Genomic DNA, 24,321 nt, shown 5'->3' on the forward strand with positions numbered 1-24,321 from the left:
CCTGTGAGGTCCTGTGTGTGAGATCAGCCTACGGCGGCGCGCGTCGGTGTAGTTGGACGAATGCCGCTTCGGCTTGGAGAAAACAGTGCTGTTGCGCTCAGCGCGGTTTCAGTTCGATGCGGTACAGGCGGCCGAGCAGCAGCGAGTAGGAGAGGGTACCGATCAGTGCCACGCCGCCGATGAACCAGAACGCCCAGGCGAACGAGCCGGTGGCATGGACGATGGCGCCAATCACGATCGGCGTGACGATGCCGCCGATGTTCGCCGCCAGGCTGGTGATGCCGCCGGTCAGGCCGATCAATTCCTTGGGCGCGACTTCCGAGACCGCCGCCCACGAAGACGAGGCGATGCCCTGGGCGAAAAAAGCGATGGTCAGCACGGCAATGCAGATCGTGTTCGAGTCGGTGAAATTCACCAGCACGATCGACATGCCCAGCATCGACCCGACCACCAGCGGCAACTTGCGCGCGAATGACATCGAGTAGCCGCGGCGTATCAATCCGTCTGAGACGATCCCGGCGAGCAGAATGCCGACGGTGGCGCCGACGAAAGGCAACACGGCGAAGATCCCGGCCTTGATCATCGTCAGTTGGCGTTCTTCGATCAGGTAAGTGGGGAACCAGGTCAGGAAGAAGTACAGCGCCGAGGTGCTGGCGAACTTGCCGATGCAGATCGCCCAGACCTGACGGTAGCTGAACAATTCGGCGATCTGCCGCCAGTTGAAACGGGTGCGTTCCTGACTGCTTTTGACCAGACCGCCGCCCGCTTCGATGTACTGCAATTCGGCCTTGCTGACCTTTTTGCAATTGAGCGGATCGCGATACAGGTACAGCCACAACACACCGAAAACGATGCCCAGTGCGCCGGTGCTGTAGAACACGTGGCGCCAGTCGAAGGTTGTCGCCAGCCACAGCAAGGCGCCGGTGAACAGCGCCGTGCCGAGGTACTGGCCACAGACATAAATGCTGCTCGCCAGCCCGCGTTCGCGCGCGGGGAACCACACCGTCACCGCGCGGCTGTTGGCCGGGAACGCCGGGGCTTCCATGGCGCCGACCGCCAGGCGCAGGCCGAACAGCGACGCGAAACCGGTGGCGAAGCCCTGGCACACGGTGACCGTCGACCAACTGATCAGCGACACCCCGTAGGTGAAGCGCGAGCCAAAGCGGTCGGCGATGAACCCGGCCGGCACCAGCGCCAACGCATAGGTCCAGGCGAACGCGGAGAAGATCAGGCCCATCTCGATCTTGTCCAGGCCCAGGTCCTTGGCCATGAACGGTGCGGCGATCGAGATATTGACCCGGTCGATGTAGTTGATGATGGTCGCGATCAGCAACAGCGACAGCATGAACCAGCGCCGCCGCGAGGGCAGGCGTTGCGGCACCACGGCGTCGCGCGCGCCGGCAATCACCGGCGGCACACTGGCTTGAGAAGCATGGGAATTGGACATGGTCGGACCTCGTTATTGTTAGAAGGGTCGAGAGGTTTTCGCGCAGCCGAAGGCCTTGCCCACAAGCGTCGGGGCAGACAGATCGGCGTTGAAAAGCGACGGCACGAAGGCCCGGCGTCAGACGTTCAGGTACGTCTCACGGCGGGCCGGTTCGGCGGGATCGGGAGGGGCGGTGAGGAGCGATGGCTGGATCATGACGGGCACACCTTTGATTGTTTTTGGAGGAGGCTGGGCTGCGTTGGCTATTACAGTGGTCGTACAACATCTTCAGATCAAGCCAGGGGTTAGAACGTTTTTTCTTATAACGGGAGCGCTGGTTAAACCTGTCCAAGAAAAAAAGTTCGTACGGCAAGAGCCATTCTGATTGCGGAATTTGATAAACCATTGAAATAAAACAGAAATACGTTTTTGTAGGGCTTTTGCTTTTTTGGACAGGCGAAATGCCATTCTCCAGCGGAAAAAATTACCGATGCTCATGTCATCGTATGACTGCTTGCTGCGTTGCTGGCTTGCCTGCAAGATGATTCGCGCCCACGTACCCGCCGAAGGACCCTCAGCCGATGTCGTCACCGCACCGGATTCCCACCTACGTCATGCAGCAACGCAGCGAATTGACCGACTTCTACATTCGCGACAAAAAGGGCCGCCGCGCCGAAACCGCGCCGCATCGCCACGAATACTTTCAGATCCAGATCAACCTCGGCGGCGACACCGTGCAGCACATCGGCAACGTCGAACGTCCGTTCCCGCGCAACACCCTGGCGTTCATCCTGCCGCACCGTGTGCACGTGATTCCGCACCCGGCGGAGAGCAATTTCTTCGTCATCAACTTTTCCCAGACCTTCCTGTTGCCGCACTTGCAGTGCGACCCGATGGACCTCGAAGAGGTGTCGATCCTGCTGGCGCCGGAGCTGTCGCCGTTCCGCTTTCAGGAGCATCTGGATTTCATTCTCGCGGACGCCGATTTCACCGGTGTCTGTGCGCTGATCGAGCAGATGCGCCGCCTCGACGAGAATCGCCAGTTCGGCACGCGGGAGATGCTCAAGGGCTTGTTGCTGCAGTTGATCGGCAGCGTGTGTTTTCTGTATGCCGAGCCGCTCAAGCGTCTGGCCGAAGAAAACGCCGCCGAAGTCAGCCGACGCGATGCGTTGAGCCGCATGTTCGAATACCTGCGCAAGAATATCGCCGACCCGGACCTGAACCTGATCAAAGTGGCGGCGGCAACGTACCTGTCACCGACCTATCTGACCCACTGGCTGCGCAAGGAAATCGGCAAGACCTTCACCGAACTGGTGCTCGAACGGCGGATGCACGCGGCGCGCAATTTCCTCCTCAACAGCACCCGCTCCGTGGGCGAGGTGGCGCGCCTGTGCGGGTTTGCCGACGAGGCGTATTTCTCTCGGCGTTTCCGGCAGATTCACGGCCAGCCGCCGGGGCAGTTCCGCCGCCGGCAGCTCAACCCGGATACGCCGCAAACGCCGTTGAATACCTGACAGGCAGCTTGTCAGGGCTCAAGCACCAAGGGCCGCCAGACGATGGCGGCCGGGTCGAGCAGGGTGGCTGGCGGCTCGGTCGCGGACGTTTGCTCCTCCTCGGGCTCAGTGGTGCCGAACTGTTGTGTGTTGGCAGGCAAATCTTCGGCATAGCCGGCAACGTCATCGACAGGCATGCGGCTATTTCATCCGCACGACGACTTTGCCCTTGGCGCGGCCCTGTTCGACATAAGCCAGCGCTTGCCCAGTCGACTCAAACGCAAAGCTGCGATCCAAGACCGGCGCCAGCTTGCCGGCCTCGATCAACGCGCTGATGTCGCGCAGCTGCGCGCCGTTGGCCCGCATGAACAGAAAGCTGTAACTGACGTTGTGCCGGCGAGCCTTGCGACGGATCTTCAGGCTCAACAAGCGCATCACTTGCCGCAGCGGCCAGGCCAGACCTTGCGCCTTGGCGAAGTCTGCGGTGGGTGGGCCGGAGATGGAAATCAGCCGACCGCCGGGTTTCAGAACCTTCAGCGATTGCTCCAGCACATCGGCACCGAGGCTGTTGAGCACCACATCGTAACCGCGCAGCTCCTCCTCGAAACGCTGTTGTTTGTAGTCGATCACCACGTCCGCGCCGAGCGCCTTGACCCACTCGACATTCGCCGTGCTGGTGGTGGTCGCCACGAACGCACCGAGGTGTTTGGCCAGTTGAATGGCGACCGTGCCGACGCCGCCGGAACCGGCATGGATCAGCACTTTCTGCCCGGCGCGCAACTGCGCAATGTCGACCAGCGCTTGCCACGCAGTCAGCGTCACCAACGGGATCGCCGCGGCCTGTTCCATATTGAGGTTGGCAGGCTTGTGCGCGACCGCGTGCTGATCCACGGCAATCCGCTCGGAGAACGTACCGATGCGCTGTTCCGGCACCCGCGCATAGACCTCATCCCCTGGCTTGAAAGCGGAGACCGCGGCGCCGGTCGAGATCACCACACCGGCGACATCGTTGCCCAGTACCAATGGCATCGAGTACGGCAGAATCAACTTGAATTCACCGCGGCGGATCTTCGAATCGAGGACATTGACGCTCGCCGCGTGCACCTCGATCAGTACGTCATCAGGCCCAGGTGCGGGCTCGGCGACGTCGCTAATGTGCCCGTTGTGTTTGCCGTAGCGGTCGATGAGAAAAGCTTTCATGGCAGGTAACGCTGGGCAACCGCGGACTGGCGAATCTGCCCGAGCAAGCCCTGACGCGCGGTTTGCAGGTCATCCCAGCGCTGGCCTTCGTGCAGCGGTGGAATGGTCACCGGCTCGCGGCGATCGAAACCGACCAGTGCGGCGTCGACCAGATCGCTGACTTCCATGATTTCGCTCAGGGTGTTGATGTCGATGCCAGCGCGGTCCCAGATTTCCGTGCGGGTCGCGGCGGGCAGCACGGCTTGCACGTACACGCCCAGCGGCGTCAGTTCCAGGCTCAGGCCTTGCGAAAGGAACAGCACAAACGCTTTGGTCGCGCCGTAGACCGACATGCCGAACTCTGGCGCCAGTCCGACCACCGAACCGATATTGATGATCGCACCGTCACCGGTCTTGGCCAGACGCGGCGCAATCGCGCTGGCAAGGCGTACCAGGGCGGTGGTGTTGAGGGCGACCAGATTGGCCACGCTGTCGGTGCTCTGCTCGATAAAGCTGCCGGACTGCGCCGCCCCCGCATTGTTGACGAGGATGCCAATGCGCGCATCGTCACGCAGGCGCGCTTCGACGGTGGAAAGATCGCTGAGTCGGGTCAGGTCGGCCGGGATCACATCGACGGCAACGCTGTGCTCGCTGCGCAGTTTGGCCGCCAGTGTGTCGAGGCGTGCAGCATCGCGAGCGACCAGCACCAGATCATGCCCGCGTTGGGCGAAACGTTCGGCGTAGACCGCGCCGATACCGGTGGAAGCGCCAGTGATCAGGACAGCAGGGCGAGTGGTCATTGATTCATCTCTTTGCGAATGCATCGGTTGGGGTAAATGCCGGATAGCAGCAAGTGGATTTAGGATGATGATCTAAATCTAAGCTGTCAATAGTTTTGATTATGGCCAACATCTATGTATCATCAGCGGATAATTTTCAGCGTAAAGAGGTACCGCTCATGCGAGTCAGCAAAGCCCAGGCACAGGCCAACCGTGAACACATCGTCGAGACGGCGTCCGAGCTGTTTCGTGAGCGAGGGTTTGATGGCGTCGGTGTGGCTGATCTGATGGCGGCGGCCGGTTTTACCCACGGCGGCTTCTACAAGCACTTCGGCTCGAAGGCCGATTTGATGGCCGAAGCCTCGGCCAACAGCCTGGGGCGATCACTGGCGGTCGCCGAAACCCTCGACGTCAAAGGCTTCATCGACCTTTACGTGTCGCGCGAGCATCGCGATGGACGTGGCGACGGCTGCACCATGGCGGCGCTCTGCGGTGACGCCGCCCGCCAGCCGGACGAGTTGAAAGCCACCTTCGCCGACGGCATCGAGCGCACCTTGCAGACGCTGGGCGCCAAGTACCCGACTGACGCCGCCGCGGCGCCGGACGCGGCGCGTTTGAAGATGATCGGGTTGCTGGCGCAAGCGGTGGGCGCGGTGATGCTGTCTCGGGCCTGCCCGGATGATTCGGCGCTGGCCGATGAAATTCTCGCGGTGTGTCACGCGCAGATGCTGGCGTCACTGCCGCTGGCTTTAGAGGATGAGGGTGAATAAACATTGTCCACTCTGAGTGGACAGTGAAACGCGTTTCAGCCGATTTATCCCTTTTCGATGGGTCAGTAATCTGTACCCAACTTGAACGCAACAACAAACTTCAAACTTGAAAAGGGACGCCCACCATGACCACTCCAACTTACAACCGCCTGAACAAAGACGACGCTATCGTGCTGCTGGTCGATCACCAGACCGGTCTGATTTCCCTGGTGCAGGACTTCTCGCCCAACGAGTTCAAGAACAACGTGCTGGCCCTCGCCGACCTGGCCAAATTCTTCAACCTGCCGACCATCCTCACAACCAGCTTCGAACAAGGCCCGAACGGCCCGCTGGTCCCGGAACTGAAAGAGATGTTCCCGGACGCGCCGTACATCGCTCGCCCAGGCCAGATCAATGCCTGGGACAACGAAGACTTCGTCAAAGCGATCAAGGCGACCGGCCGCAAGCAGATCATCATTGCCGGCGTGGTCACCGATGTCTGCGTAGCGTTCCCGACCCTGTCGGCATTGGCGGAAGGTTTTGATGTGTTCGTGGTCACCGATGCTTCCGGGACCTTCAACACCACCGTGCAGCAAGCCGCGTGGAGCCGCATGACCCAGGCTGGCGCACAAATGATGAACTGGTTCTCGGTGGCCTGTGAGCTGCACCGCGACTGGCGCAACGACATCGAAGGCCTGGGCAACCTGCTGTCGCAGCGTATTCCCAATTACCGCAACCTGATGAACAGCTACTCGGCGTTGACTGCAAAGCAGAAGTAGTCGGTATCGCTACAGAACAAAAAGCCCGCTTTGAAAGCGGGCTTTTGTCGTTGCCACCTTAAACACACCGCTCCCACAGTGGACCGCATTTCAATTGAAGAACCACGAACAAATTGTAGGAGCTTGCCTGCAAGCGATGGCGGCCCGACATTCAATATGGATTTTGAATGACGAAGCGCGATTGTAGGAAAGCCACGCATCGGGTTAAACCAGAACCACCAGATCAGAATATCGAGCGACCAACGGATCGGCCGTAAGCAACCTCATCGGTTCAGTCATGGCTGTGGCGACGATAATGCGATCAAACGGATCCCGATGATGGTGTTCAAGATCCTTCACAGCTATGGCGTGTTCCGTGGTCACCGGCAATTCGATAAACCCGCTATCAAGGCAATGTTGGCGGACGTCATCCAGATCAACATCTAACTTACCGAGGCCAACCTTGATAGCCATTTCCCAAAAAGTGGCGGCACTGATGTAGATATCGGCAGCGTTTTCAATCAGCTTTCTGGCTTTACCAGACAATCTGGCGTCATCACTGAGTGTCCAGAGCAGAATATGGGTATCAAGCAGTAGCCTCATGCCTGAGTGCCGTCGAATGCATCCAGGATGTCATCGGGCAATGGTGAGTCGAAATCTGCAGGCAGCACCAGTTTGCCCTTCATTGCACCAATACGCAGTGCGTTCGGCTTGCCTACAGGAACGAGGCGAGCCATCGCCCGGCCATGCTTGGCAATCGTGATGACTTGTCCGGCGGCGGCATCATCGACAAGTTTGGATAGGTTGTTTTTTGCTTCAGCCAGCGGAACGATGATCATCAGCTCACTCCTGTATTCTGGACAAATATAGCCAGAACATTCTAGCGCTGCCAATCCCTCGGCGCTTTCAGCCCATTTGGAAAAGATATCTCTATGCACTTTCGCCTCGCTGTTCTTTCGATTGAACAAGGCTGCACCATAGAACTATCCATTCAGGCTGGCTGTAGGACGCAACGGAGATTGCGGCGAGAGCTTTCGGCATTTGCCCAGGGATAGGACAAAATTGGTAAAAAGTCGTACAAACGACTCTCTGGCAAGCCACTCGCTTTTTACATTGTTCTACCGATACCGTTCACACCCCAAACGGAAACGTGTCCTCTTCATGACTCGATGAACCCGGGCTCGACAGCGGTGTAATCGCCGTGGTCTGCGCGAACCATAAATACGCATCGAATTGCTCGCTGAGGGTGGCGTCGAAGTAATGGCTTTGTCGTTCGGTCTGCGGCCGGTAGATCACCCCGATCGCGCGTTCCAGCAGGCGCCGCGTGAGGGCTTCGCGTAACTCGGCGTGATCTGCCGCGCGCCAGTCATACAATGCTCGCGGGTAAGCGGCTTCGACACAGGCGCGCTCCCAACTGCGCGGCAGGGCGGGAAGCACATTTTTGATCTGCATCGGCGCGTCCCAGTCGTCGGCGGCAGCCACGCTGCCCTGATCGGTGCCCATGCCGATCAGCACCGCGTCTGCGCCAAAGGCTTGCCGGCACAGCTGGCCGAGGGTCAGTTGGCCGCTGTCGCCCATTTGCGTGGCGCGGGCATCGCCGATGTGCGAATTGTGCGCCCAGACGATCACTTTCGCCTCGTGCGCCTGGCGCATGCGCAACGCTTGCAGGGTCTCGAACATGTGCCGGTCGCGCAGGTTCCACGACTCGCGGCTGCCGCGATACATCGCTCGATAATATTGCTCGGCAGCGCGCACGACGCGGGCATTCTGGGTGGCGTTGAACAGCGCTTCGCCGTCGTTTTCCATCAGGCTCAGACGTTCATTCAACAGGGCCTGAAGCTGTTCGAGCACGGCGCGTTCGCAAGTGGCCATGCCGCCGACTTCAGTGAAATGCCCGTAGAGCGCCGGGTCATCGTGCCAGGGATTGAGGCAGGCGTAGCGCTGTTGTGCTTCGCGGGCCATGGCCGGGTCGGCGTCTTGCAGAAACCCCAGCACCTCGCGAATCGAACTGCGCAGGCTGTACACGTCGAGTCCGCGAAACTCCACGCGCTGCTCTGCCGGCTGCGCTTGATTGTATTGCTGCAACCAGCGGGTAAACGCCTGCACGTCGGTGTTGCGCCACATCCAGGTCGGGAAGCGCGCAAACGCCGCATCGTGCCACGCCCCTTTGCTTCGGCCGCGCACGCAGCGATCAATCTGATCGGCGTCCGGCCAGTCAGCCTCGACCGCGACAATGGTGAAACCATGATGGGCAATCAGATGCCGGGTGATCGCCGCGCGTGCTTTGTAGAATTCGTGAGTGCCGTGGCTGGCTTCGCCGATCAGCACGACCTGGGCATCGGCGTAGCGGTCGAAGAGGTCGGCAAAGGCGTCACTGCCAACATCCGGCAGCGGTTCGGCGTATTCGTTGAGGGTCGAGACCAGAGTGTCCATGTGCGGATTCTCCGTGGTGGGTTGTGCGTTGGAAAACCCGCAGGAAACCGCGGTTCCATCGGACTGAGCGGACGGCTGCCGGCCGGGCAATGCACCGTTCGTCCAGCGTCGGGCACTTGCCCGGCAGGGGCTTTTCTCAGTTTTAACCCACTGTGAATCACAACGGAGAGCAGACATGCACATAGACGAAAATGCACCGGGTAATCAGTCCCAGCAAGGCGCAACGCGCCCGACGGACAATGAGGCGGGGCACGATTCAACGCGCGAGAAGCCCGAGGTGCCGTTGCCGGCGGATGACGAAGCGCCGGTTGATGAAGACATGGCCGATGTCGACGCGACGAACTCGGTTTCGCAGGAACATCCCAAGCCGCAATGACAGCGCAGGCGCAGGCGTAGAGCCCTCACCCTAACCCTCTCCCAGAGGGAGAGGAGACTGACCGAGTTGCCCTTTAACGTTACGCCGATCCAGGATATCCAGGCGAACTCAGGCGTGATGATCGTTCCCACGCTCCGCGTGGGTATGCAGCCCCGGACGCTCCGCGTCCAAAGCGTGACGCAGAGCGTCACAAGAGGCATTCCCGCGCAGGAGCATGGGAACGATCAGCGTTCAGGTAAATAACTCACAGTCGAACCGCCTGATGAATCTCCGTCACCGACATGGTGAACACCAGCTTGGATTTCCCATGATTGGCATACTCATGCGGCACATCGGTTCTGGCCACGGCCGAGCAACCTGGGCCGATGATCAGTTCCGCCGCGCCAACCTTGAGCCGCAATGTGCCTTTCTCGACGTGAAAAAGTTCGGTGGTACCTTGCGGGTGACCGAGGGAGCTGTAGCTTTCACCGGGAAACATTTCCCAGCGCCACAATTCGAGCATGTTCGGGCCGCTGGTGCCGGCCAGCAATCGCGCCGATCCACCGAGTTCGCCGTGCCATAACGTGGGGATGTCCTGACTGCCGATCAAATGTGCTGCGGGTGTGTCGGCGACGTTGACGAAGTCCGCAACGGAAAGCCCCAGCGCGGCGGCAATCTTGCACAGAAGGGCGATGCTCGGGTTGGCTGCGCATTTTTCGATTTCGACCACCATGCCCTTGCTCACACCGGCGCGCCGCGACAGTTCGTCGAGGGTCATGTTCTGTGTTTTACGGGCGTGCTTGAGGGTGCGCGCAACCGCTTCGCTTACGCTCTGGACGTCGGCGCCGGCCTCGGTCGATATATTGACTTTTTTGGTCATTGGTCGCTAGCATCGTTTGAAATTCAGGTTTGAGGGGATTCTGGAATGCTGTCTGTCGTGCCGTCAATCGATCCGGCTGTTGCGCAACTGGCGCCGGGCTTCAGAGCGTTGAGTTTGTCGTGCAAGCGGCGCTGATTAGCCGCCCGCAGATCGCCAGCGAAGCCCTTGCCAGCGCCTGTCAGGCGGTGACCGCGGGCGGTCCGGAGTGGGCGGCGGCGCACTTGCAGGCGTGGGCCGAAGTGTTCCGCCGCTTCGGCGCCAAGCCGCAACGTACGCCGTGCTCGGCCGAAGCCTTGCGCAAACGCGTGTTGCGCGATGGCAGCCTGCCGAGCATCGACCCGGTGGTCGATCTGTACAACGCCATCAGCCTGGCCTACGCGATCCCGGTCGGAGGCGAAAATGCCCAGGCCTACGTCGGCGCGCCGCGCCTGGTAATGGCCGACGGCAGCGAACCGTTCGACACCATGAAGGAGGGCGTCCCGGCCCATGACTTCCCCGACGCCGGCGAGGTGGTCTGGCGCGACGATCAAGGCGTGACCTGCCGCCGCTGGAACTGGCGCCAGGGCGTCAGAACCCGCCTCGATGCCCAGGCGCAGCAGATGTGGTTCATCCTCGAAAGCCTGCCCGAGATGCCGCTGGAAGCACTGACCGAAGCCGGCGACAAACTCATCGAAGGCCTGCAGCAAATGATGCCGGGCGCCAAGATCGAAAGCATGTTGATCGGACCGGGAGCGGCCTGATCTGCAAGCTGAATCCATTCAATTCGCCGGCCTAGTCGCTCGCCCACTCTTGGCGATACTGCAACAGAAAATCCACAAACGCGCGCACCCGCTGCGGCACATAACGGCCGTGCGGGTAGAGCAGGGTGTAAGGCCGTGAGCGTCCGGCGTAGGGCTGCAACACCTCGATCAGGCTGCCGTCGGCCAGCTCTTTTTCGACGATGAACTTGTAGGTTTGAAATACCCCGGCGCCGTGCCTGGCCAGGGTCACGCCGCCGAGTACGTCGTCGGAACAGGAATAGCCGCCGTCGGACATGAGTTCGCGGTCCTCACCGTTTTCCTGAAACAGCCAGGAGATGCGCCGGCCACTGCTCGGCAGCTCGAACTGAATGCAGTCGTGCTGCACCAGGTCTTCAAGGGTGTGCGGTGTGCCGGCCTTGCGCAGGTAATTGGGAGAGGCGACCACCACCAGTTTCGCGTCTTCGAGCAGGCGCGCGATCATGCTCGAATCAGGTTGGGCGCGGACGCGGATAGCGAGGTCGTAGCCTTCGCCGACGAAGTCGATGTTGCGGTTGCCCAAATGGATATCGACGCTGACCTGCGGATACAGCGCACGGAATTTCGGCAGCAGCGGCAGGATGCGATGGTGGCCGTAAGTGGTCGGCAGGCTGATGCGCAACAAGCCCGACGGCGTGGTCTGCGCGCCCATGACCTCCTGCTGTGCCTCGACCAGTTGGGTCAGGGCCTGGCTGCACTGGAGGAAGAAGTTGCGCCCGGCTTCGGTCAGGCGAATGCTCCGTGTGGTGCGGGCAAACAGGCGTGAACCCAAACGTTGTTCCAGACGCAGAATCGACCGGCTGACAGCGGCGGGAGTGACCCCGGCCAGTTGTGCGGCGGCGGTGAAGCTGCCGGCCTCGGCGGCGAGGCAGAACAGTTCGATACTGCCCAACTGCAGGTCATCAAAATGGCGCTTCATGTGGGGACACCGAGGTTTGCCTGACATGTGATCCTCGGTGTTATCTCACGAAGCGGCACCGCCGGTACACACCGGCGGTGCAGCGGGGAGCGATCAGTGGCCAGCGCTTTGGCCGCCGTCGACGTGGAGGATTTCGCCGGTGACGAAGTTCGCCGTGTCGAGGTACAGAACCGCCTGGACGATGTCATCGATCTCGCCCATGTGGCCCATCGGGTGCAGGCTGCCCAGGGTTGCATGGGTTTCTTCGCCGTGCATCGGCGTTTTGATGATGCCAGGCGACACCGCGTTGACCCGAATGCCCCGCTTGGCGTACTCGATGGCCAGCGATCTGGTCGCTGCGTTGATGCCACCCTTGGTCAGCGAAGCGAGGACCGACGGCACGCCGTCAATCGCGTGATCGACCAGACTGGTGGTGACGCTGACGATGTGGCCGCTGGCGTTCTTCTCCATTTCGGCAACGGCCAGTTGCGAGATGTAAAAGAAGCCGCTCATGTTGGTCGCCACGACCTGGGCGTAGTCGGAGTGGCTGTATTCGGTGAACGGTTTGGCGACGAAGATCCCGGCGTTGTTGACCAGCGTGTCGATCCGGCCGAAACGGGCGACGGCTGCGCGGATTACGCGCTCGGCGGTTTGCGGGTCGGCGATGTCACCGGCGACGGCGAGAATGTCCGGGTCTGTCGATGGCTGGATCGAGCGCGAGGTCGCGACCACTTTGTAACCGCGCTCGCGGAAGCTTTTGACCAGACCTGCGCCAATGCCTTGCGAAGCGCCGGTGATAACCACAACTTTGTTGGCGGTGTTCATGATGTTTCCTCTATGCAATCTGAATGAGTTGGATAACGACTTGCAAAATCTCAGGCGTGCGCCGGTACCTGCGCGGCCTGGCGTAACGCTTGCTCGTAATAAGCAACGGACTGCGAACCGGCGATGAGCTGTTGGTCATCGATGACCATGGCCGGCACCGAGTCGATGCCGCGCTGCTGGTAAAACCGCTCAAGTTCGCGCACTTCTTCAGCGAATTCCCCGTTCGCCAGTACGGCCTGCGCTCGCTGGCTGTCGAGGCCGACCGCGCCGGCCAGAGTGACCAGCGTGGCGTGGTCATTCGGGTTCAGGCCGTCGCTGAAGTAGGCCTTGAGCAGCGCGCGCTTCAGTGGCCGTTGCAGCCCTTGGGTTGCGGCCCAGAACAGCAGCCGATGGGCAGCGAAGGTGTTGTGAAAGTGGCTGCGTTTTTCCAGGTCGAAATGAAAGCCGATCTGTGTGCCGCGTTCGATGATCATCGCGTTGCGATCCGCCACTTGTTCGGCGCTGCGCCCGTATTTGCGCATCATGTGGGCAATGGCGTGTTCGCCCTCGGCGGGCATGTCCGGGTTCAGCTCGAACGGTTTGTAAGTCAGTTGCACCTCGACTTCACCGGCCAGATTGCTGATCGCCTGTTCCAGCGCGGTGGCGCCGAGAGCGCACCAGGGGCAGACGACATCCGAAACGAAATCGATTTTTACCGTGCGGCTCATGACTGCGAATCCGCCAGTTGCTTGCGGTATTCGGTGGTGCTGATGCCGGCGTAGCCCCAGTTATCGGTGTCGACTTCTTCGATGACGATGTGGGTCAGGTGCGGGTCCTTGTTCAGCACGCGGGTCATGGTCTCGGTGATTTCCTGGATGACCTGGGCTTTCTGCTCGCGGGTGACGCCGTCGCGGGTGATACGAACGCTGATGAAAGGCATGTGAGCTATCTCCAGTCGCTGGCCCGTCGGAGTGAAGGGCTGCTGTTGGAGTGGACTTTAGGGGGCGGGGTTGAATTGATAAATGGGGCTTGCGGTACTTCATTTGTGATGCGGTGTATCTAATCGAAGCGTGGTGATCACGGTTCGAGGGGGAAGGATTTCAGGCGAGCAATTCCTCGATCCAGCGCGTTTGTCGCGCGACGGCTTCAAGCTTTTCCTGCGGCACGGTCTGCCGCGCCTGGGCGAGGCGGGCGAGGGTTTTCTGCTTGAGGCGCAGTCGGTGCTGCCATTTGCGGATGAACGCCGGGCTGCGCGTCTGCATCTGCACCGGGCCGAAGTACAGTTGCTGAGCGGTGTAGCTGACCGGGCCGTCGCGCTCGGCCACGATGATTTCGTAGTCGAAACGGTTTTCGTGCAGCACTTCTTCGCTGAGGATGCGATATCCGTGCTCCATCAGCCATTGGCGCAAGGGTTGTTCGCCGCCGTTGGGTTGCAGGATCAAGCGTTCGTTGCCGCTGAGGTGGGCCTTGCCGGATTCGAGAATGTCGCGGATGGTTTCGCCGCCCATGCCGCAGACGCTGACAGCGGTGATGCCGTCGTCAGCACTGATTGCCGCCAGTCCGTTGGCGCGACGCACGCTGATCTGCGCCTGCAGGTCGTTTTCACGCACCGTACGTTGCGCCGCGTGGAACGGCGTCAACGCGACTTCGCCCGCCACCGCTGCGCTGATCAGGCCCCGGCGCAGCAAGGCGACCGGCAGATAACCGTGATCCGAGCCGATATCGGCCAGCCGCGCACCAACCGGCACGTATGCAGCCACGCGCTCAAGGCGCAGGGACAATGTCTGTTCGTTCAACGGCAACCCCTTTCAACATCAGCCTGCGGCTCGACGGCAGGCAAAGGGGTGCGACTCTGGCGAGCCGCGCTTGAGCTGTCAAATTCCGCCGACAAAATCCCTGCGCCCATCGCCAGCGCCAGGCTGACGATGGGCGCGCGGGGTTAGCCGACCAGCGTTGCGTTGTCGATCACGAAGCGATATTTCACGTCACCCTTGAGCATGCGTTCATAGGCGTCGTTGATCTGCTCGGCGCCGATCAGCTCAATGTCCGAAACGATGCCGCGCTCGGCACAGAAATCGAGCATCTCCTGGGTTTCGGCAATCCCGCCGATCATCGAACCGGCGATGGTGCGGCGCTTGGTGATCATATTGAACACGTTGGGCGACGGGTGCGGCGAGGCGGGCGCGCCAACCAGTGTCAGGGCGCCGTCACGCTTGAGCAGGACCAGAAACGCGTCGAGGTCATGCGGCGCGGCGACAGTGTTGAGGATCAAATCGAAACTCTTGGCATGCGCAGCCATTTCCTCGGCGTTGCGCGACACCACCACTTCATCGGCGCCCAGAGCTTTGGCCGCGTCACGCTTGGAGTCGGAGGTGGTGAAAGCGACGACATGCGCGCCCATCGCGTGCGCCAGTTTGATACCCATGTGCCCCAGCCCGCCGATGCCGACGACACCGACTTTCTTGCCCGGGCCGGCGTTCCAGTGGCGCAGCGGCGAGTAGGTGGTGATGCCCGCGCACAGCAGTGGCGCGACAGCCGCCAGTTGCGCCTCGGGATGGCGGATGCGCAGGACATAACGCTCGTCCACGACGATGTTTTGCGAGTAACCACCCAGCGTCCAGCCCGGCTCATCCGGGGTCGGGAAGTTGTAGGTGCCGATCATGCCGTCACAGTAGTTCTCCAGCCCGCTTTCACAGTCGTCGCAGTGTTTGCAGCTGTCGACGATGCAGCCGACGCCGACCAGATCACCGACCTTGAAGTCCGCAACATGCGCCCCCACCGCCGCAACCCGGCCGACAATTTCATGACCCGGTACGCAAGGGAATTGCGTGCCGGCCCATTCGGCGCGGACCTGATGCAGGTCGGAGTGGCAGATGCCGCAGAAGGCGATGTCGATCTGTACGTCGTGGGCGGCTGGCGCGCGGCGCTTGATCTGCAGCGGCTCAAGGGGTTTGTCGCCGGCGTGGGCACCGTAAGCGTGTACAAGCATGGGAACATCCTCCATCGGTTTATCGTGAGGTTATTCTTGCGGGTCTGGCGTGTCCGGTCATGGTGCAATCCTGTGCGATGCTTGCCTGATCCTGCGAGGTGCCAGTTGCCTTGTGAGTTTGTGACGTTGCGCCGACAGACGCTCAATCGATTTGCAGGTAATCTGCCGACGCGCTGACTGAAACGCGTCAGCTGACTAAAACAAAACAAAAGCGGAGTCATTGATGCAACCAATCCGTCTCGGTCTGGTGGGCTACGGCAAGATTGCCCAGGATCAACACGTACCGGCGATCACCGCCAATCCCGGATTCCAGCTGGTCTCGGTCGCCACCCAAGGCAAACCCTGCGTCGGCGTCGAAAACTTCCAGTCATTGACCGAGTTGCTGGCCAACGGCCCGGCGGTCGATGCGATCGCTTTCTGCACACCACCGCAAGGTCGCTTCGCACTGGTCCAGGAAGCCTTGGCCGCCGGCAAGCACGTGCTGGTCGAAAAGCCGCCCTGCGCCACCCTGGGCGAGGCGCTGGCCTTGGTCGATCAGGCGCAGGCGCAAGGCGTCAGTGCCTTGTTTGCCTGGCACTCGCGCTACGCCCCCGGCATCGAAGCCGCCCGTGACTGGCTCGCCTCGCGCACCCTGCAAAGCGTGCAAATCGACTGGAAAGAAGACGTGCGCAAATGGCACCCCGGCCAGACGTGGATCTGGCAACCCGGCGGCCTCGGCGTGTTCGATCCGGGCATCAACGCCTTGTCGATCGTCACCCACCTGCTGGCGCTGCCACTGTTTGTCGAAGCCGCCGAGTTGCGCGTGCCGAACAACTGCCAATCGCCGATTGCCGCCTCGATCAAAATGTCCGACGCGAACCACCTCGATGTCCGCGCCGAATTCGACTTCGACCACGGTCATGACGAACTGTGGAGCATCGAAGTGCGCTGCGCCGAGGGCGTGCTGCGCCTCGATAACGGCGGCGCGCTGCTGAGCATCGATGGGGTGCGCCAGACGGTCTCGGAAGAGGGCGAATACGCCGCGGTGTATCGACACTTCCAGCAGTTGATCGTCGACAAGGCCAGTGACCTTGATGTGCAGCCGTTGCGCCTGGTGGCGGACAGTTTCTTTGTCGGTAGCCGGGTGGCGGTTGAGGCGTTTTACGATTAAGTCATCGATCCGTTCGCTTCGTGGCAGCGCTGCATAACCGCAGCGCTGCCACGTCGATTCAACGCGGGTTCGGTTGATCATCCATCTCCGCATTGTCGGTTTCCCTGCGCACCCGTTCCGGGTCGAGACCGGCGCTGTCATTGTCCAGCGGAATCTCGCCTTCGTTATCGGGCAATTCATCGATACCGCGATCTTTCATTGGATCGACTTCGGTGCGGCCCGGGCTCAACGGGTCGGGGGTTGTCGGCAGCGGATCATGCTCACCACTACCGCCTTGCAGGTTTGGGTCGTTGTTCATTTCACACCTCTCGTCGTGCGCTGTTTTATCGGCGTACAGGTTGGAGGCGCAGGGAAATTGTGCCGTTCGATTTTTCGTCTGCCGATGGTCGGCTGAGTCGTTGAAGCACGCTTTGTTGAATTTTCTCGGGCGCTAGAAGATCAACAGCACAACAATCCGACACGAGGAAATCGACATGAGCGCTTCATTCAAGGTCGGCGATGCGGTGCGCTGGTACTCCGAGGCCGGGGAGATTCACGGCACGGTGGTCAAGGTGCATACCCGCGATACCGAGTTCATGGGCCGCCATCGACCAGCCTCAAAAGACTCGCCGCAGTACGAGGTCAAGAGCGACAAGACCGGTCACCTGGCCATGCACCACGGCGAGGCGCTCAAGCACGTCAACTGACGCGTTCCATCAGAAACGCGCCAATCGGTAACGATCACCCTTCGGCAAATCAGGCGCCGGATTCGAAGTCGGGCAGGCCATCTGCACCAGCATCTCGGCGGTGACCGCCGCCTGGGTCAGGCCCAGGTGCTGGTGACCGAACGCGAGCAACACCTTGCCCTCGCAGACCTGATCGATCACTGGCAGCGAATCCGGCAGCGACGGGCGAAATCCCATCCACGGTGTTGCCGCTTCGGCGTTCAGATCTTCGCGAAACAGGCCCTGACTCAAACGGTGCAATTGCCAGGCGCGTTGCATATTGGCTGGCTTGTGCAAACCGGCGAATTCCACCGTGCCGGCCAGGCGCAAGCCGTCAGCCATGGGCGTCATGATGAACTTGCGTTCCAGCGAGGTGACAGGGAAGGGCAGTCGCCCGGTTTCATGCGGCAGCATCAGGTGATAACCGCGCTCGGTGTCCAGCGGGACTTTTATGCCGGTGAGGGCGGCGGTGAGTGGCGCCGAATGAGCGCCGCAGGCGATCAGCACGCGGCGGGCGCTGATTGGCCCGTTGTCGGTGTGCAGGCAAACGCCGTCGTCCTGCACCTGACCACCCGCCACCCGCTGCTGTAAAAAGCTCACGCCGCCAGCCTTGGCCGCATCGACCAACGCGGTCACTACCCGGTAGGGATCGATGAAATGCCCGGTGCGCGGGAAGAACAAGCCACCCTGAATCCGTTCGCTGAGTTGTGGCGCGGTGTCGCGAATGGCGCCGGCCTGCCAGACATCTACCGGCACTTGTTGCTGGTGCAACCTTTGCTGCAACGCCTCGATTGCCTGAGGTGATTCGCCGCGTTCGTACACCAGTAATGAACCGTCGACCTTTAGCAAGTCGCTGCGCTGGATATCGCCGAGCAAACGTTGCCACGCCGCCAGGCTGCTTTCATTCAGCGCACGCAAACCGGCGACCGTATTGTGAAACGGCTGCGCACGCAGATTCAGCAACAATCGGGTGAACCACGGCAGCGCGCGCGGCAGGTAGCGCCAGTCCAGGCGCAACGGTCCCATCGGATCGAGCAGCATGCCCGGCAGGCGTTTGAGAATCGACACGTCGGCGATCGGGAACACCTGCTCGGTCGCCAGATGCCCGGCATTGCCGAACGAAGCGCCGTGGCCGGGCGGCTGCTGATCGATCACGACCACGCGCAACCCTTGGCGGGCCAGACGCAGCGCGCAGGCAACACCGATGATGCCGGCACCGACCACGGCGATGTCGTGCGCGGGGTTATTTGCCATGGTGGGTTCCTGAAAAAAGAGGAGGGACTGCCGCCAGCCCCAGGGCTGCGCGGCAGGTGCAATGGCGCAGGTCAGGCGAAGTCCTGCTCCGCCGACCAGTTTTCGTACCAGTGACGGAACAGCGCATATTGCTGCTCGGCGTAACGCCGTTGCGAGTCGCTCAAGGCGTCGGTTTCGTTGAAGTGCAGGGTGTATTCCTTGTCGCCGTTGAGCACCATCAGATGCTTGTAATACAGCACCAGATCGCAGCCCTCATCGAACGATGACAACACCGCCAGTGCCGACTCCAGCTCCCGCGCCTGGCGCCGCGCCTTGGCGTCGCCGTTGGCCGCTTGCTTGCTCAGCGCCACCAGTTGCAGCACTTCGCGCGGCAGGGCGTTGCCGATGCCGGTGATCGCGCCGGTGGCGTTGCAGTTGACGAAACCATGCACCACCTGGGTGTCGACGCCGACCATCAGGATCACGTCATCGTCCCTGGAGGTGATGTTCTCGGCGGCGTAACGCAGATCGGCACCGCCGCCGAATTCTTTGAAGCCGATCAGGTTCGGGTGCTCGCGCCGCAGTTCGAAGAACAGCTCGGCGCGGGTGGCGAAGCCGTAGTAGGGGCTGTTGTAAATCACCGCCGGAAGGTTTGGCGCGGCTTGCAGAATCGCCGAGAAATGCGCCTTTTGCGCCGCCGCAGAAGCGCCACGCGACAGCACGCGCGGAATCACCATCAGGCCTTGTGCGCCGACTTTGGCAGCGTGCGCGGCATGGGATATCGCCTCGCGGGAATTCACCGCGCCGGTGCCGACAATCGTCGGCACGCCCGCCGCGACCAGCTGCGCCACGCCTTCCTGACGCTCGGCTTCGGTGAGCAACGGCCAGTCGCCCATCGAACCGCAATAAACCACCGCGCTCATGCCGATATCGACCAGCTCGCGACCCTTGGCCACCAGCGCGTCGAAGTCCGGGGTGCGCTGGGCGGTGCACGGGGTCATCAGGGCTGGCATGCAACCGGTGAAGATGTTGTCGCTCATTGTCATGACTCCTTGGCACAGCATTAAAAGTGAGGTGAAAAACCAGCGTGGCGGCTCAGATGCCCCACGCGAACGGATCCTGTTCGTCGATCAGCAGGGTGCTGTCGGCGGTCATGTAGGCGCGGCCGGTGATGAACGGGCGAATACGCTCGCCTGCCCATTCGAAGCGGCCTTCGAACTGGCTGCCGGTGATGCTCGCCTGCACCCACGGTGCACCGGGCTGCAACTTGTCGTCGGCAGCCAGGCAGGCGAGTTTGGCGCTGGTGCCGGTGCCGCACGGTGAGCGGTCGTAGGCTTTGCCGGGGCACATGACGAAGTTGCGGCTGTCGGCCTCATCGTCATCGGCGAACAGCTCGATGTGATCGATGACTGCGCCGTCCTCGCCGTAAATGCCCTGATCTTCAAGCGCCTTGAGCATGGCCCAGGTGTAGGTGGTGAGGGGCTCGACGTTGTCCATCGTCAAGGTCTGGCCGTGCTCGGAGACCAGGAAAAACCAGTTGCCGCCGTAAGCGATGTCGCCCAATACCTGGCCAAAACCCGGCACGTCCACCGCCACCTGCTTGCGGTAGCGATAGGCGGGCACGTTGCCGAGGGTGACGCTGCCATCCTCGTGCAGGGTGGCGCTGACCGGGCCTACCGGCGTGTCGATCCTGTGTTCGCCGGGCTGGATTTTGCCCAGGTAGTGCAACGAGTTGATCAGGCCGATGGTGCCGTGGCCGCACATGCCCAGATAACCGGCGTTGTTAAAGAAGATCACCCCGCAGGTGGCATCCGCCGAGAGCGGCGGGCAATACAGCGCGCCGACCAGTACGTCGTTGCCGCGCGGTTCCAGCAGGCAGGCGCGGCGCCACTGATCATGCTGGCTGCGCAGGGCATCGCGTTGCTCGGCGATGGTCGCGCCGGGCAGGGTGGGGAAACCGTCCATCACCAGCCGGGTGGGTTCGCCGCCGGTGTGCGAGTCGATCACGTGCAATCGTTTCATGGGCATGTCCCGTAGATGATTTCAGTAGGCGCCGAGGACTCAGGCTGGCGCTGGAGGCAGCGACTTCACTTTCCGGCCTGACTCTGCACTCATCGACCCAGCAGCGATTGATGTTTTAGCGCGGCAGCGATGACGAATTCAGCACAATGGCGCGGCTGTAACGCCACGCTCGACAGGCTTCTGGCGATGTTGCAATCTGCACGCGACCGCCGCAGATCGGGCACCTGGCCGATCCACGAACCGAGGACACTCTTTGATGCACAGCGCGCTTTCGATCCTGGCCCAGAGCGGTAACGGCCAGCTTCCGCAGACCCTCGAAAACCTGATGGCCAGCGCCGCGCTGCTGTTACCGATGCTCGACGTGATTCCCAACGCGGCGATTTTCATCAAGGATCTGCAAGCGCGATATGTCCTCGCCAATCGCACGCTGGTGCAGCGCTGCGGCTTGAAGGATTTGCGCCCGTTGCTCGGCAAGACCAGCGCGCAGGTGTTCCCGGCGCAACTGGGGCCGGGCTACACCGAGCAGGATCGCAAAGTGCTGGAAGAAGGGTTGGTGCTGCAGGATCAGCTCGAACTGCATCTGTATGGCAGCCGCGAACCGGGCTGGTGCCTGACGCACAAACAGCCGCTGTACAACCGTGACGGAGAAATCATCGGCCTGGTCGGGATTTCCGTGGACCTGCAATCAGCCAGCGAAACTCACCCGGCATTCGAGCGGCTGGCGGCGGTCGACGAACACATCCGCACCAACTTCAATCGTCGCGTGACGCTGGGCGAACTGACGCGCATCGCCGGCATTTCGGTGGCGCAACTGGAGCGGTACTGCAAACGCGTATTCCATCTGACGCCGCGGCAGATGATTCAGAAAGTCCGCCTGGAACACGCGCACCGCTTGCTGCACACCGATTTGCCAATCACCGACGTGGCGCTGCAATGCGGTTACACCGACCACAGCGCCTTCACTCGCCAGTTCAAGGCCTCGACCGGGTTCACCCCGCGAGAGTATCGGCAGGCGACGGCGCACTGATCACCTGCTAAGGATGATCGTTCCCACGCTCCCGCGTGGGAATGCAGCCCGTGACGCTCTGCGTCACTGGACGCGGAGCGTCCCCGGAGTCATTCCCAGGCAGAGCGTGGGAACGATCATCACGGGTAATTAGAACTCACAGCAACACCGCCAGCCACGCCGAAATCAACAGCAAAAGTGCCAACGCAGCGTTCATGCGCTTATACCCCCGTGCGGAGCCAAACAACCGCGCGCTGCCCACCCCGAGCAGCGCCCAGAAGGTCATGCACGGCAGCGACACCAACAGAAAGGCCAGCGACAACACGAGCAGACGCAAGGTCTTGTCACCCCCACCGACGAACACACTGACCACCGCCACCGCCATCATCCACACCTTCGGATTGACCAGTTGAAGCAGCGCCGCGCCGAAGACGCTCAGGCCTGAATCCTGTTGCTGAGCCGGGTCCAGCGACGGCGGCGGGCTGCGGAAAATCTGCCAGGCCAGCCAGCTCAGCCAGAGCACGCCGCCCCAAGCCATGGCGTGTTGCACCAGCGGATAACGCAACAGCGTTTCGCCGGCACCCAGGCCCACCACCAGCACAATCAGCGCCGCCGCAGTGCAGGCGCCAAAGATGATCGGTAGCGTGGCGAGCAGTCCCTGTCGGGAACTGTGGCTCAACACCAGAATATTGGTCGGGCCGGGCGTGATCGAAGCCACGAAAGCGAACAGCAGAAAGGGCAGTAATGAGGCCATGATGCGCAGGTCCTGAAAGTTGAAACAGGCCTGCATGATCGCCAGTCGGCGCGCCTCAGTCTGGAAGGTTTGAGCAGCGCTTGCGGTAGTCCGCCGGGGTCAACTGGTAGGCGCGGCGGAACCAGCGCCCCAGGTGACTTTGATCGGCAAAGCCCAGCACACAGGCAACCTCGGCGGGCGTCTCGCCACGCGCCAGCAACTGCCGCGCCTTGGCCAGGCGCAACTGGATCAGATAGGCATGCGGGGCCAAGCCAAAAGCAGCCTTGAACGCGCGGCTCAGGCGAAACCGGTCGACCCCGCAGAGCTTCGCCAGATCATCCAGGCCGATGTCTTCAAAAGCATGCGCGTGCAGATAATCACGCGCGATCTGCGCCACCAGTGGCAGGCGCGGATCAATCGGCTGACGCTTGCGCCAGTCGAGGTGGCGAGTCAACGAGCCGAGCAGCCCGTCGATGGCGGTCTGGCGAACGATGCGCAAATCGCCGTCGTGCAGCGCATGAAAGGCCTGAACAATCGCAGTGGCAAGGCGCGGATCCTCGCTCAGCGTGTCGGCAAATCCCGGCTGACTGTTCGACGGTGCGTCTTCGTAAAGCGCATGCACTTCGCGCTCGAGCCAGTGCGGGTCGAGGTACAGCATCGAATAGGTGAAACCGTCCTCGGTCGGCGCATGGCCGTCATGAATTTCCCCCGGTTCCAGCAGAAACACCTGGCCCGGCGTACTGCGATGGCGCCTGCGCCGGCAATTGAATTGCTGCACGCCTTGCTCAGTGACGCCGACCAGAAAACTGTCGTGCCAGTGCGGGTCGTAGGCATGCCCTTCAAAGTGCGCGCGAATCGACTCGATGCCGGTGTCGACGTCCTGGGACAGCTCGATCCAGTTGCGTTTTTCCACGAGGCCTCCAGGGTTCGATTGGGCAACATGCGGCTGGATAAAATACCGCGCAATGGGCGAGGGCGTTTAGAAGATTTGTGCACAAAAGGGCAGCGCAGCCATTCAGGGTGCTGCCGATTCCGGGAACCGCGCGCGCAGGGCAGCGAACATGCGCTGGCCGTACAGACCCACCGCCAGCCCGAGCACGATCAGCGCAACAGCCAGCACCTTGCTGAGCGTTACGCTTTCGTTGAAGAGCAGCACCGACCCCAGCATGCCGAAAATCGGCACCAGCAGCGACAGCGGCGCGACCGTGGACACCGGATAGGTTTTCAGCAGCGAGTTCCAGATCCAGTAGGCGAACAGCGTGTTGGGGTAGACCTGAAACAGGATCGACAACACTGCGGTGCCGTCGACCTGATGGACGAACGCGGCATAACCGGCGTTGCCTTTGACCGCGTAATCGAGGGCAAACAGCGGGAGCGGTGCGAAGGCGCTGGACCACACCGGAAAAGCAAACACATCGCGGGTGCTGGCCTTCTTGTTGATGATATTGGCGACACTCCACGAAGCGGCGCCGAGCAGTACCAGCAGCACACCGGGCAGGCTCACCGAACCGTCACTGATGGTGATGATGCACAGCAAACCGCCCAGGGCGATCAGCATGCCCAGGAGCTGGAAACGGCTCAGCGCTTCCTTGAACACCCAGCTGCCGAGCACGATGGTGAAAAACGCACTGAACTGCAGAACCAGCGAAGCGATGCCTGCTGACAGTCCGGCCTTTATCCCGAGGTTGACCACACCCCAAAGACCGATGCCGAACACCAGCCCGTAACCAACGATGTAGCGCCAGGCAACGTCAGGCTTGCGGATAAAGACAATCGCCGGCAGCGCGCACAGACTGAAGCGGATGCCCGCCAGGATGAACGGGTCGACAGTGGCGAGTCCGAGTTTGATTACCGAGAAGTTCACGCCCCAGATGGCGGTTATCAGTACAGCCAGTGCCACGTGCAGTGGTTTCATCGATCATTTGCCCTGGAAGAAAAGGAGGCTGTCGCAGCG

The 24,321-nt window shown here is 61.5% G+C and carries 28 protein-coding genes and 1 pseudogene; 8 read left to right on the plus strand and 21 right to left on the minus strand.

Annotated elements, in window-relative coordinates; translation table 11 throughout:
* Window positions 1–97: 97 nt before the first annotated feature.
* Window positions 98–1,447, minus strand: a complete 1,350-nt coding sequence (locus J3P93_RS11665) for an MFS transporter (RefSeq protein WP_093100956.1) — start codon at window positions 1,445–1,447, stop codon at window positions 98–100.
* Between the two features lie 560 nt (window positions 1,448–2,007).
* Between J3P93_RS11665 and J3P93_RS11670 the strand changes: the two genes are divergently transcribed.
* Window positions 2,008–2,940, plus strand: a complete 933-nt coding sequence (locus J3P93_RS11670) for an AraC family transcriptional regulator (RefSeq protein WP_434597508.1) — start codon at window positions 2,008–2,010, stop codon at window positions 2,938–2,940.
* A gap of 11 nt (window positions 2,941–2,951) precedes the next feature.
* Here the strand turns inward: J3P93_RS11670 and J3P93_RS11675 are convergent, their stop codons facing one another.
* The 3 genes from J3P93_RS11675 to J3P93_RS11685 are packed head-to-tail and all read right to left on the minus strand — an operon-like array spanning window position 2,952 to window position 4,898.
* Window positions 2,952–3,116, minus strand: coding sequence for a hypothetical protein (locus tag J3P93_RS11675; RefSeq protein WP_434597510.1), 165 nt, complete (start codon window positions 3,114–3,116; stop codon window positions 2,952–2,954).
* Window positions 3,117–3,120: 4 nt separating this feature from the next.
* The gene (locus J3P93_RS11680; protein WP_434597513.1) at window positions 3,121–4,119 is read right to left on the minus strand and encodes an NADP-dependent oxidoreductase; all 999 of its coding nucleotides are present in this window, start codon (window positions 4,117–4,119) and stop codon (window positions 3,121–3,123) included.
* A complete protein-coding gene (locus tag J3P93_RS11685; RefSeq protein ID WP_258448875.1) occupies window positions 4,116–4,898 on the minus strand; it encodes an SDR family NAD(P)-dependent oxidoreductase in 783 nt (260 codons plus the stop codon). Before J3P93_RS11685 ends, J3P93_RS11680 begins: the two co-directional genes overlap by 4 nt.
* A 158-nt stretch (window positions 4,899–5,056) precedes the next feature.
* On the opposite strand from J3P93_RS11685, the gene J3P93_RS11690 reads away from it, so the two are divergent.
* Window positions 5,057–5,647: a TetR/AcrR family transcriptional regulator gene (locus tag J3P93_RS11690; RefSeq protein ID WP_434597515.1), complete on the plus strand. Its 591-nt coding sequence runs from the start codon at window positions 5,057–5,059 to the stop codon at window positions 5,645–5,647.
* Between the two features lie 125 nt (window positions 5,648–5,772).
* Window positions 5,773–6,405, plus strand: a complete 633-nt coding sequence (ycaC, locus tag J3P93_RS11695; protein ID WP_434597518.1) for an isochorismate family cysteine hydrolase YcaC — start codon at window positions 5,773–5,775, stop codon at window positions 6,403–6,405.
* Window positions 6,406–6,609: 204 nt separating this feature from the next.
* Here the strand turns inward: ycaC and J3P93_RS11700 are convergent, their stop codons facing one another.
* From J3P93_RS11700 to J3P93_RS11710, 3 genes are all read right to left on the minus strand, one after another.
* Window positions 6,610–6,987, minus strand: a complete 378-nt coding sequence (locus J3P93_RS11700; protein ID WP_394506996.1) for a type II toxin-antitoxin system VapC family toxin — start codon at window positions 6,985–6,987, stop codon at window positions 6,610–6,612.
* Window positions 6,984–7,310: a type II toxin-antitoxin system Phd/YefM family antitoxin gene (locus J3P93_RS11705; RefSeq protein WP_434598346.1), complete on the minus strand. Its 327-nt coding sequence runs from the start codon at window positions 7,308–7,310 to the stop codon at window positions 6,984–6,986. The genes J3P93_RS11700 and J3P93_RS11705 overlap by 4 nt, the downstream gene beginning before the upstream one ends.
* 205 nt (window positions 7,311–7,515) lie before the next feature.
* Window positions 7,516–8,817 carry an erythromycin esterase family protein gene (locus J3P93_RS11710; RefSeq protein WP_434597520.1) on the minus strand — a complete coding sequence of 434 codons (1,302 nt, stop codon included), beginning with the start codon at window positions 8,815–8,817 and terminating at the stop codon, window positions 7,516–7,518.
* 175 nt (window positions 8,818–8,992) lie between these two features.
* Between J3P93_RS11710 and J3P93_RS11715 the strand changes: the two genes are divergently transcribed.
* Window positions 8,993–9,193 carry a hypothetical protein gene (locus J3P93_RS11715; protein WP_434597522.1) on the plus strand — a complete coding sequence of 67 codons (201 nt, stop codon included), beginning with the start codon at window positions 8,993–8,995 and terminating at the stop codon, window positions 9,191–9,193.
* A 244-nt stretch (window positions 9,194–9,437) separates the two neighbouring features.
* On the opposite strand, the gene J3P93_RS11720 is transcribed toward J3P93_RS11715, so the two are convergent.
* The gene (locus tag J3P93_RS11720) at window positions 9,438–10,052 is read right to left on the minus strand and encodes a helix-turn-helix domain-containing protein (RefSeq protein ID WP_434597524.1); all 615 of its coding nucleotides are present in this window, start codon (window positions 10,050–10,052) and stop codon (window positions 9,438–9,440) included.
* Between the two features lie 45 nt (window positions 10,053–10,097).
* Between J3P93_RS11720 and J3P93_RS11725 the strand changes: the two are divergent.
* Window positions 10,098–10,792 (plus strand): annotated as a pseudogene (locus J3P93_RS11725) (B3/B4 domain-containing protein).
* A 31-nt stretch (window positions 10,793–10,823) separates the two neighbouring features.
* Here J3P93_RS11725 and J3P93_RS11730 read toward each other — a convergent pair.
* From J3P93_RS11730 to J3P93_RS11755, 6 genes are all read right to left on the minus strand, one after another.
* A complete protein-coding gene (locus J3P93_RS11730; protein WP_434597526.1) occupies window positions 10,824–11,747 on the minus strand; it encodes a LysR family transcriptional regulator in 924 nt (307 codons plus the stop codon).
* A 93-nt stretch (window positions 11,748–11,840) separates the two neighbouring features.
* Entirely contained in the window at window positions 11,841–12,551 is a 711-nt protein-coding gene (locus tag J3P93_RS11735) for an SDR family NAD(P)-dependent oxidoreductase (RefSeq protein WP_434597528.1), read from the minus strand.
* Between the two features lie 50 nt (window positions 12,552–12,601).
* Complete coding sequence (locus tag J3P93_RS11740; protein WP_434597530.1) at window positions 12,602–13,258, minus strand: DsbA family oxidoreductase; 657 nt, start codon at window positions 13,256–13,258, stop codon at window positions 12,602–12,604.
* A complete protein-coding gene (locus J3P93_RS11745; RefSeq protein WP_090284001.1) occupies window positions 13,255–13,470 on the minus strand; it encodes a tautomerase family protein in 216 nt (71 codons plus the stop codon). The genes J3P93_RS11740 and J3P93_RS11745 overlap by 4 nt, the downstream gene beginning before the upstream one ends.
* Window positions 13,471–13,630: 160 nt before the next feature.
* Window positions 13,631–14,326, minus strand: coding sequence for a tRNA (adenine(22)-N(1))-methyltransferase (locus tag J3P93_RS11750; protein ID WP_434597533.1), 696 nt, complete (start codon window positions 14,324–14,326; stop codon window positions 13,631–13,633).
* 143 nt (window positions 14,327–14,469) lie between these two features.
* Window positions 14,470–15,519 (minus strand): NAD(P)-dependent alcohol dehydrogenase, encoded by a 1,050-nt coding sequence (locus tag J3P93_RS11755; RefSeq protein WP_434597535.1) that lies wholly within the window; start codon window positions 15,517–15,519, stop codon window positions 14,470–14,472.
* Window positions 15,520–15,742: 223 nt separating this feature from the next.
* Here J3P93_RS11755 and J3P93_RS11760 point away from each other — a divergent pair, with 223 nt between their 5' ends.
* Window positions 15,743–16,669, plus strand: coding sequence for a Gfo/Idh/MocA family protein (locus J3P93_RS11760; RefSeq protein ID WP_434597537.1), 927 nt, complete (start codon window positions 15,743–15,745; stop codon window positions 16,667–16,669).
* Window positions 16,670–16,727: 58 nt separating this feature from the next.
* Here the strand turns inward: J3P93_RS11760 and J3P93_RS11765 are convergent, their stop codons facing one another.
* The gene (locus J3P93_RS11765; protein ID WP_434597539.1) at window positions 16,728–16,967 is read right to left on the minus strand and encodes a hypothetical protein; all 240 of its coding nucleotides are present in this window, start codon (window positions 16,965–16,967) and stop codon (window positions 16,728–16,730) included.
* A 175-nt stretch (window positions 16,968–17,142) separates the two neighbouring features.
* Here J3P93_RS11765 and J3P93_RS11770 point away from each other — a divergent pair, with 175 nt between their 5' ends.
* The gene (locus J3P93_RS11770; RefSeq protein WP_434597541.1) at window positions 17,143–17,355 is read left to right on the plus strand and encodes a DUF2945 domain-containing protein; all 213 of its coding nucleotides are present in this window, start codon (window positions 17,143–17,145) and stop codon (window positions 17,353–17,355) included.
* Window positions 17,356–17,364: 9 nt separating this feature from the next.
* Here J3P93_RS11770 and J3P93_RS11775 read toward each other — a convergent pair whose 3' ends face one another.
* The 3 genes from J3P93_RS11775 to J3P93_RS11785 all read right to left on the minus strand — a co-directional run bounded on the left by J3P93_RS11775 (window position 17,365) and on the right by J3P93_RS11785 (window position 20,628).
* Window positions 17,365–18,627 (minus strand): NAD(P)/FAD-dependent oxidoreductase, encoded by a 1,263-nt coding sequence (locus J3P93_RS11775; RefSeq protein WP_434597543.1) that lies wholly within the window; start codon window positions 18,625–18,627, stop codon window positions 17,365–17,367.
* A 71-nt stretch (window positions 18,628–18,698) separates the two neighbouring features.
* Window positions 18,699–19,646, minus strand: coding sequence for a dihydrodipicolinate synthase family protein (locus J3P93_RS11780; RefSeq protein ID WP_434597545.1), 948 nt, complete (start codon window positions 19,644–19,646; stop codon window positions 18,699–18,701).
* A 55-nt stretch (window positions 19,647–19,701) separates the two neighbouring features.
* On the minus strand, window positions 19,702–20,628 hold the full coding sequence (locus J3P93_RS11785) for a 4-hydroxyproline epimerase (protein WP_434597547.1): 927 nt from the start codon (window positions 20,626–20,628) through the stop codon (window positions 19,702–19,704).
* A 256-nt stretch (window positions 20,629–20,884) separates the two neighbouring features.
* Between J3P93_RS11785 and J3P93_RS11790 the strand changes: the two genes are divergently transcribed.
* On the plus strand, window positions 20,885–21,655 hold the full coding sequence (locus J3P93_RS11790; RefSeq protein WP_434597549.1) for a helix-turn-helix domain-containing protein: 771 nt from the start codon (window positions 20,885–20,887) through the stop codon (window positions 21,653–21,655).
* Between the two features lie 136 nt (window positions 21,656–21,791).
* On the opposite strand, the gene J3P93_RS11795 is transcribed toward J3P93_RS11790, so the two are convergent.
* The 3 genes from J3P93_RS11795 to J3P93_RS11805 all read right to left on the minus strand — a co-directional run bounded on the left by J3P93_RS11795 (window position 21,792) and on the right by J3P93_RS11805 (window position 24,282).
* Entirely contained in the window at window positions 21,792–22,388 is a 597-nt protein-coding gene (locus J3P93_RS11795) for a LysE family translocator (RefSeq protein ID WP_434597551.1), read from the minus strand.
* A 55-nt stretch (window positions 22,389–22,443) separates the two neighbouring features.
* Window positions 22,444–23,280: an AraC family transcriptional regulator gene (locus J3P93_RS11800; protein ID WP_434597553.1), complete on the minus strand. Its 837-nt coding sequence runs from the start codon at window positions 23,278–23,280 to the stop codon at window positions 22,444–22,446.
* 102 nt (window positions 23,281–23,382) lie between these two features.
* Window positions 23,383–24,282, minus strand: a complete 900-nt coding sequence (locus tag J3P93_RS11805; RefSeq protein ID WP_434597555.1) for an EamA family transporter — start codon at window positions 24,280–24,282, stop codon at window positions 23,383–23,385.
* Window positions 24,283–24,321 lie beyond the last annotated feature (39 nt).

It is taken from the genome of Pseudomonas sp. R3-57 (assembly GCF_051132065.1).
Classification (GTDB): Bacteria; Pseudomonadota; Gammaproteobacteria; order Pseudomonadales; family Pseudomonadaceae; genus Aquipseudomonas.

What these genes read in the sequence shown, in the direction of transcription:
- J3P93_RS11665 (WP_093100956.1), bottom strand. Translation starts at nt 1,447, where the DNA reads ATGTCCAATTCCCATGCTTCTCAAGCCAGTGTGCCGCCGGTGATTGCC.
- J3P93_RS11670 (WP_434597508.1), top strand. Translation starts at nt 2,008, where the DNA reads ATGTCGTCACCGCACCGGATTCCCACCTACGTCATGCAGCAACGCAGC.
- J3P93_RS11675 (WP_434597510.1), bottom strand. Translation starts at nt 3,116, where the DNA reads ATGCCTGTCGATGACGTTGCCGGCTATGCCGAAGATTTGCCTGCCAAC.
- J3P93_RS11680 (WP_434597513.1), bottom strand. Translation starts at nt 4,119, where the DNA reads ATGAAAGCTTTTCTCATCGACCGCTACGGCAAACACAACGGGCACATT.
- J3P93_RS11685 (WP_258448875.1), bottom strand. Translation starts at nt 4,898, where the DNA reads ATGACCACTCGCCCTGCTGTCCTGATCACTGGCGCTTCCACCGGTATC.
- J3P93_RS11690 (WP_434597515.1), top strand. Translation starts at nt 5,057, where the DNA reads ATGCGAGTCAGCAAAGCCCAGGCACAGGCCAACCGTGAACACATCGTC.
- ycaC (WP_434597518.1), top strand. Translation starts at nt 5,773, where the DNA reads ATGACCACTCCAACTTACAACCGCCTGAACAAAGACGACGCTATCGTG.
- J3P93_RS11700 (WP_394506996.1), bottom strand. Translation starts at nt 6,987, where the DNA reads ATGAGGCTACTGCTTGATACCCATATTCTGCTCTGGACACTCAGTGAT.
- J3P93_RS11710 (WP_434597520.1), bottom strand. Translation starts at nt 8,817, where the DNA reads ATGGACACTCTGGTCTCGACCCTCAACGAATACGCCGAACCGCTGCCG.
- J3P93_RS11715 (WP_434597522.1), top strand. Translation starts at nt 8,993, where the DNA reads ATGCACATAGACGAAAATGCACCGGGTAATCAGTCCCAGCAAGGCGCA.
- J3P93_RS11720 (WP_434597524.1), bottom strand. Translation starts at nt 10,052, where the DNA reads ATGACCAAAAAAGTCAATATATCGACCGAGGCCGGCGCCGACGTCCAG.
- J3P93_RS11730 (WP_434597526.1), bottom strand. Translation starts at nt 11,747, where the DNA reads ATGAAGCGCCATTTTGATGACCTGCAGTTGGGCAGTATCGAACTGTTC.
- J3P93_RS11735 (WP_434597528.1), bottom strand. Translation starts at nt 12,551, where the DNA reads ATGAACACCGCCAACAAAGTTGTGGTTATCACCGGCGCTTCGCAAGGC.
- J3P93_RS11740 (WP_434597530.1), bottom strand. Translation starts at nt 13,258, where the DNA reads ATGAGCCGCACGGTAAAAATCGATTTCGTTTCGGATGTCGTCTGCCCC.
- J3P93_RS11745 (WP_090284001.1), bottom strand. Translation starts at nt 13,470, where the DNA reads ATGCCTTTCATCAGCGTTCGTATCACCCGCGACGGCGTCACCCGCGAG.
- J3P93_RS11755 (WP_434597535.1), bottom strand. Translation starts at nt 15,519, where the DNA reads ATGCTTGTACACGCTTACGGTGCCCACGCCGGCGACAAACCCCTTGAG.
- J3P93_RS11760 (WP_434597537.1), top strand. Translation starts at nt 15,743, where the DNA reads ATGCAACCAATCCGTCTCGGTCTGGTGGGCTACGGCAAGATTGCCCAG.
- J3P93_RS11765 (WP_434597539.1), bottom strand. Translation starts at nt 16,967, where the DNA reads ATGAACAACGACCCAAACCTGCAAGGCGGTAGTGGTGAGCATGATCCG.
- J3P93_RS11770 (WP_434597541.1), top strand. Translation starts at nt 17,143, where the DNA reads ATGAGCGCTTCATTCAAGGTCGGCGATGCGGTGCGCTGGTACTCCGAG.
- J3P93_RS11775 (WP_434597543.1), bottom strand. Translation starts at nt 18,627, where the DNA reads ATGGCAAATAACCCCGCGCACGACATCGCCGTGGTCGGTGCCGGCATC.
- J3P93_RS11780 (WP_434597545.1), bottom strand. Translation starts at nt 19,646, where the DNA reads ATGAGCGACAACATCTTCACCGGTTGCATGCCAGCCCTGATGACCCCG.
- J3P93_RS11785 (WP_434597547.1), bottom strand. Translation starts at nt 20,628, where the DNA reads ATGAAACGATTGCACGTGATCGACTCGCACACCGGCGGCGAACCCACC.
- J3P93_RS11790 (WP_434597549.1), top strand. Translation starts at nt 20,885, where the DNA reads ATGCACAGCGCGCTTTCGATCCTGGCCCAGAGCGGTAACGGCCAGCTT.
- J3P93_RS11795 (WP_434597551.1), bottom strand. Translation starts at nt 22,388, where the DNA reads ATGGCCTCATTACTGCCCTTTCTGCTGTTCGCTTTCGTGGCTTCGATC.
- J3P93_RS11805 (WP_434597555.1), bottom strand. Translation starts at nt 24,282, where the DNA reads ATGAAACCACTGCACGTGGCACTGGCTGTACTGATAACCGCCATCTGG.